This window comes from Enterococcus sp. MSG3299 (genome assembly GCF_050555765.1).
Classification (GTDB): Bacteria; Bacillota; Bacilli; order Lactobacillales; family Enterococcaceae; genus Enterococcus; species Enterococcus faecalis.
Map to the genome: position 1 here is coordinate 2,720,742 of NZ_CP187869.1, position 6,759 is coordinate 2,727,500.

Here is a 6,759-nt window from a genome sequence, read left to right on the forward strand (position 1 = left end):
ATCTATACAGTTTGTAATTCTTTTGCTTCTGTCTTTGGTGCTTTTGGTGCCCGCACATTTAACGTGATTTTGCCTTTGCTAGCGCCTAAAGTTACTTTATCCCCTAACTGAATTTGACCAGAAAGAAGGGCTTCACTTAAACGATCTTCCACTTCTTTTTGCAAGGCCCGACGAATTGGACGTGCGCCATATTCTGGATCAAACCCGACTTTACCAATAACTTCAATTGCAGCTGGTGTGATTTTCACTTTAACCTCTTGTTCGGCCATCCGTTTTACGACAGATTGACTCATAATTTTTACGATTTCATGAATTTCCTCTTGTTTCAAGGAATGGAAGACAACCGTTTCATCAATTCGGTTTAAGAATTCTGGACGGAAGGCTTTTTTCAATTCTTCCATGATTCGTTTTTGCATTAATTCATGATTTTTAGAAATGTCTTTCACATTGAAGCCGACATGTTTTTCTTCACGAATCGCTGTTGCTCCTAAGTTGGAGGTCATGATTAAAATCGTGTTACGGAAATCGACTTTTCGTCCTTTGGCATCCGTTAAATGGCCATCATCTAAGACTTGTAATAAAATATTAAAGACATCTGGATGGGCTTTTTCTACTTCATCTAGCAAAATAACGGAATAAGGACGTTGACGAATTTTTTCAGTTAGTTGGCCGCCTTCTTCGTAGCCGACATAACCTGGAGGAGAACCGATTAAACGGCTAGTACTGTATTTTTCCATAAACTCAGACATGTCCACGCGAATCAACGCTTCTTCGCTGCCAAACATCGCTTCGGCTAAGGCTTTGGCAAGTTCTGTTTTCCCAACCCCTGTTGGCCCTAAGAACATGAAGGAACCAATCGGTCTTGCTGGGTCTTTCAAGCCACTACGCGCACGACGGATAGCGCGTGAAACAGCTTCAACTGCTTCATTTTGGCCAACGACCCGTTGATGTAAAATGGTTTCTAATTCCATCAATCGTTCGCTTTCTTTCTTCTCTAGCTGCTGCAAAGGAACGCCTGTCCATTGTGAAACGACTCCAGCCACGTCTTCTTCTGTTACTTGCGTACTGTAACCAGACAGACTTTTTTCTTTCACTGCAATCAATTCTTCTAGTTTTTCCATCACTTGTTTTTCTTTTTGACGAATCCGAGCAGCACTTTCAAATGATTGGTTTTGAATGGCCTCTTCTTTTTCCGTAATTAATTGAGAAATTTCGGTACGCAATTCATTAATTTCTGAAGGTTGATCTGCCTTATCTAAACGAACTTTTGCTGCAGATTCGTCCATTAAATCAATTGCTTTATCTGGTAATTGGCGGTCATTTAAATAGCGAATCGATAATTGAACCGCTGCATGTAGAGCTTCATCTGTAATTTCTACGCCATGATGTTTTTCATAGCGTGAACGCAAGCCTTTTAGAATTTCTTCTGCTTCTTCTGGCGTTGGTTCTGCTACTTGAATACGGGCAAAACGACGTTCCAAAGCGGCATCTTTTTCAATATATTTTTGGTATTCATCCAGAGTTGTCGCACCAATTGTTTGCAACTCGCCACGTGCTAAAGCAGGTTTTAAAATATTTGAAGCATCAATCGCCCCTTCTGCACCGCCAGCACCGATCAAGGTATGCAATTCGTCGATAAATAAAATGACTTGTCCATCTTGATAGATTTCATCGACAACTTTTTTCAAGCGATCTTCGAACTCACCTCGATATTTGGTTCCAGCAACCAAGGCACCCATGTCTAGCATCATTAAACGTTTGCCTTGCATATCTTCAGGGACTTCTCGGTTGACAATTTTCTGGGCTAAGCCTTCTGCTATCGCTGTTTTCCCAACACCTGGTTCACCGACTAAGACAGGATTGTTTTTGGTACGGCGACTCAAAATTTGAATCAAACGACGAACTTCGGTCCCGCGACCAACTACTGGATCCAAACTTTGTTCTCGTGCTAACTTGGTTAAATCTCTTGCTAAAGAATCCAATGTTGGCGTCCCTTGTGGCGCATTTTTATTTTGACCATTCCGACGACGTTGTGCGCCATTGGGTTCGGAAACGCCCATTTTTTTCAATAATAATTGACGCATTTTGGATAAGCTTAATCCTAAATTCACTAAAATTCTAGACGCTAAAATTTCTTCGTCTCTTAACAAGCCTAATAATAAATGCTCGGTACCAATCTTTTGAGCCCCTAAGCGCTTCGCTTCATCTCCAGCATAGGCAAAGATTTGTTTGGCTCTTGGTGAATAAGGTAAGTATAAGTTGTTATTCCCCATTGGACTTTGCATGGTGCCATAGCCACTTAAATGCTCAATTTCTTCACGGATGTCTTCTGTGTCAGTATTCAATTGTCGTAATGTTTTTCCGGCAATCCCATTTGGTTCTAAAACGAGTGCTAATAATAAATGCTCAGAACCGACGGATTGGTGACGAAAATACTTCGCTTCTTCTTGGGCAATCGCCAGTACGGCTTTCGCACTTTCTGTAAATAGTTCATCCATAGTTATTCCTCCTCATAGCTCAAGCGCTCTAAAAATGAACGCATTATTTGAGCTCTTAGAAAATCTTCGTGATTCCCCAGACCATTCAATGTGCTTTTACTTAAAGCAGCTAGCATTAAATTGCCTTCCTTTTTCGTAATCACTTCTTCTTCATACAATGTTTGAATAAATGTTAGCGCATCTTTTTCTGTTAAGGTTGCGCCAATCAATTGATCCATTTGTTTTAGTAATTGATCGTTATCTGAAATTTGTACTTTGACAATGCGAATATAGCCGCCTCCACCACGTTTACTTTCAACTGCGTAGCCTCGTTGGATGGTAAAACGTGTATTAATTACATAGTTAATTTGTGAAGGAACGCAATTAAATAAATTAGCCATTTCCGCCCGACGGATTTCAATTTTATTACTTTCTTCTAAAATCTTTTTTAAATAAGCCTCGATTAAATCTGACGTATTTTGATTACTCATAGTCTTCCATCCTTCTTCTCTCTTGACTAATATTGACCATTATTATATCGAACTTTGCCTATTAAATAAAGAGGAACGCTTTGACTTTAATAAAAAAATGCAAAACAGGAGGAGCAACCTCAGTCAAACTGACTTAAGTTCCCCTCCTAAAAATGAAAATATGTTATTGAATCACAGAGGCTGAGACAAAAGTGTTTAGCTCCAAGAAATAAGAAGAAATTTCCGAAAATTGTTCTTTAATTTTTGGAGAATTTCGGCTTATTTCCGAAGGAGTTGCTTTTGTTCAGCTGATTATCTTAATGTCTCACAAAAGCGATTCTTCGCCATAGGCTTGATCCAAGGCTTGTTGAATATCTTCGATAATAGATGTTGGCTCTTCCAAACCAACGTACATGCGAATGTGCGCTGGCGACAAGCCTCTTTTCTGAACAGCCGCTAAGTTATTGCCTTTGAATACAGGCAAGGCCAAACTTTCAAAGCCACCCCAACTGACCCCAATTGTGACTAGCGTCAATGCGTTCACAAATGTTTTCAAACGTTCAAAATCGGTATCTTTTAAATCAATCGCAAACAATGAACCATAACCTGTTAAATATTTTTCTGCTAACGCTTGTTGTTGTTGATTTCCTACAAAAGGATGATATAAGCGGCTGATTCGCGAATCCTTTTGCAAAACCGACAGCACCGTTTGGATGGCTTGAGACTGATGCGCCAACCGAACGGGCATGGTACGAATACCTCGTAACGCTAACCAAGAATTGAAGGGACTATTTACTGCTCCTAAAGCTTGATGACCATGTTCAAAAATTTGATCCACAAGCGCTGCTTTGCCAATGACAGCCCCTGCTACAATATCCGAATGACCACCAATATATTTGGAACAAGAATGAATCACCAGGTCCACATTATGGCATAAAGGATGCTGAAATAACGGTGACGCCCACGTGTTATCAATGACAGTGTATGCGCCGATTTTTTGTGCTAACGCAGTTATTTTTTCTAAATCTAGCAGTTCAAACTTTTGTGAGGACGGACTTTCAAAGTAAATGACTTTGGTGTTTTCCTGAACAAATTGAAAAAGTTCTTCTGTTTCTGCAACGTCTACTTTGGTCAAGGATACGCCAAATTTCTCTAAATATTGCACAAACGAAACAGATTCTCCATAAATTGTGTTGACCATTAAAACATGATCACCTTGTTGGAGCAACGTAAACAGCGTTGCCGAAATAGCGCCCATTCCTGAGGCAAAAACTTTACATTTTTCTCCACGTTCCAAACGAGCAATTTTTTTCTCTAAAATTTCTGTTGTGGGGTTGGTGCCACGTGTGTAAACATAATTATTTTTTTCATCTATACTCGCTGCCATAAATTCTTCGTAAGTTGGAAAATAAAAGGAAGAGGTTTGAACCAACTCGGGCACCATCGGATGATACATTTTTTCCATTCCTTTTTCCACTTCACAGCAAATATTTTCATCATTCTCAACATGCATTTCCTTCACTCCTCTTTCTCTACAATGTTTCTGGTACTTCATGGGCTTCTTCTTTTTGATATTGTCGATCTAAGGCTTTTACAAATGGATAATAAATAACGACACTAGCGGCAACAGCTAAAACTTGCGTCACTGCACCTTGCCATTTTCCCACTAAAAAGCCCGAAAACAGAAAGGGCGTAGCCCATGGTGCTTGAATGTTTGTAAACATTGGCATGAACCCAATTTTCATTGACAGAAAGGCAATCAAGACCGATACAATCGGCGCGACCGCAATCGGAATCAATAATAAAGGGTTAAAAATAACTGGGAGTCCAAAAATCAAGGGTTCATTAATATTGAAAAATGCTGGAACAAACGAAATTTTCGACATGGCTTTCATTCTAGATGAATGTCCGACGATGGCCATTGCAATAGCCAAACCAATCGTGCAACCAGCGCCTCCAATTGTGGCAAATTGATCGAGCATTTGGACCGTGCCAAAGTTGCCATTTTGAGCAGTTAATTGTCCTAATTCCGCTAAGCTTTGGTTTTTGTCTGCATTCGCATATAAAATAGGATACAGCATGGAATTGATGACAGTTGGATGAATTCCAAACCACCAGAACAGTCCATTTAAGCCAGCCACAATAATAATTGCAAAAGGGGTTCCGATTAAACCTTGCAGTGGCGCTTGAATCACCGCATAAATTAATTGCGGGAAGGAATCCGCAAACGAAAGCCCAATCCCATTAATCAATAAAGCCACCGCTACCACAAAAATCCCAGGAATCAATGCACTAAAAGCTTGGCTCACCATAGAAGGCACGCTTTCAGGCATTTTGATGACTAATTTTTTCTTAATACAGAAACGAGTCAACTCAACCGAAAGAATTGACATAATAATGGCCGTAATCACCCCTTGCGTTCCTAACCAATCAAACGATAAAACTTTCGTCACAACTTCGCCTGATTCAGTGGTCACCGTTTTCGGTAAAACGACTACGTAAGCAACAATTCCTAAAATTAATGAAGTTAAACGATCCATTTCGTAACTTTCCGCCAATTTATAGGACATCGTCCCAGCAAAAATAATTCCCATCATGTTGAAAGTTGCTCGATAAGCTGGTGAAATCATATCCGCCCAACCTGCACCGAAAATTCCAGCCATAAAATCGCCATACCCTGCTACTGGAAAATCTGTAATCAACATAAAAATCGATCCAATAATTGTTAACGGCATAATTGCAAAAAAACCATTTCTTAAGGCTTGAAAATAACGTAAACTTGTAATCCTTGAAACTTTAGGCACTACGGCTTGCTCCACCCAGTTTGTTAACTTATCCATTTCACTTCTCTCCTTAATCCTTTGTGATATCCTCATCATAAAGAAACCGCTTTCTGATGTAAATACGACTAACTAATTCTGTAACTATGTTTCATAATTCATACGCTTAAGGTATACTGAAAGCGAAACAAAGTACCACAGAGAGGTGAACCCATTGAATCTAATCGAATGTTTAGAACAAAAAGAACGCTATACATATAACGAAGGGCTAATTATTGATTTTATTTTATCTCATACTGAACGAGTCCTGCATATGTCGATTTATGAACTAGCAGAAGCCACCAACTCTTCAACTTCCACGATTGTTCGTTTGTGTAAAAAAACAGAGACTAGCGGTTTCAAAGAATTTAAAATCCGCTTGTCCCGCGACTTAGAAATTCACTACCAAGCAATCCGGAATGTTGATGCGAATATGCCTTTTTTAGCGCAAGATTCTGATTTACTAATTGCCAAGAAAATTGCGCAGTTAACGACTGAAACCGTTCAATCCACTCAACAGTTATTAACCGAGGCCATGTTAAATAAAAGCATTGATTTACTTTTAACCGCTGAAAATATTTTAGCAGTGGGTGTCAGTAACTCCTACATTCGCTTAACAGATTTTCAAACAAAGTTATTACGCATTCAGCTATTTATCCATTTAATTCCTTATCAAGCTGAACAATTTTATTTAGCCATCAATGCCACCAAAAATGACGTAGCCATCCTCGTCTCTTACAGTGGTAACACTGCAGAAATCGTAAATGAAGCACGGATTTTTGCAGAAGGAGGCACCCCGATTATTGCCATTACTTCAGACTTGAACAGCCAATTAGCTAAATACGCCACAGTGATTTTGCCCATTCCTAACGTTGAACATGCAGATTTCAAAGTCTCGACCTTTTCCTCTCAACTAGCCATCGAATATATTCTCAATGTCCTTTATTCCTGTATTTTTAGTCGCAATTTCGATAAGAATTACACATCACAAAA

Annotated in this window: 5 protein-coding genes (1 of these 5 cut by a window edge); 1 reads left to right on the forward strand and 4 read right to left on the reverse strand. The window is 39.4% G+C overall.

Annotation, left to right across the window (positions count from 1 at the left end; all coding sequences use genetic code 11):
* Positions 1–2: 2 nt before the first annotated feature.
* The 4 genes from IGL23_RS13305 to IGL23_RS13320 all read right to left on the reverse strand — a co-directional run bounded on the left by IGL23_RS13305 (position 3) and on the right by IGL23_RS13320 (position 5,787).
* A complete protein-coding gene (locus IGL23_RS13305) occupies positions 3–2,498 on the reverse strand; it encodes an ATP-dependent Clp protease ATP-binding subunit (RefSeq protein WP_002378875.1) in 2,496 nt (831 codons plus the stop codon).
* Positions 2,499–2,500: 2 nt separating this feature from the next.
* Positions 2,501–2,968, reverse strand: coding sequence for a CtsR family transcriptional regulator (locus IGL23_RS13310; protein ID WP_002354715.1), 468 nt, complete (start codon positions 2,966–2,968; stop codon positions 2,501–2,503).
* Positions 2,969–3,272: 304 nt separating this feature from the next.
* Positions 3,273–4,502, reverse strand: coding sequence for an aminotransferase class I/II-fold pyridoxal phosphate-dependent enzyme (locus tag IGL23_RS13315; protein ID WP_050443335.1), 1,230 nt, complete (start codon positions 4,500–4,502; stop codon positions 3,273–3,275).
* Positions 4,480–5,787 carry a PTS sugar transporter subunit IIC gene (locus IGL23_RS13320; RefSeq protein ID WP_010783903.1) on the reverse strand — a complete coding sequence of 436 codons (1,308 nt, stop codon included), beginning with the start codon at positions 5,785–5,787 and terminating at the stop codon, positions 4,480–4,482. Before IGL23_RS13320 ends, IGL23_RS13315 begins: the two co-directional genes overlap by 23 nt.
* Before the next feature lie 145 nt (positions 5,788–5,932).
* Between IGL23_RS13320 and IGL23_RS13325 the strand changes: the two genes are divergently transcribed.
* On the forward strand, positions 5,933–6,759 hold the 5' portion of the coding sequence (locus IGL23_RS13325) for a MurR/RpiR family transcriptional regulator (RefSeq protein WP_002354705.1). Its footprint extends 31 nt past the window's final position; only the first 827 of its 858 coding nucleotides appear in the window; the start codon lies at positions 5,933–5,935; the stop codon falls past the right edge of the window.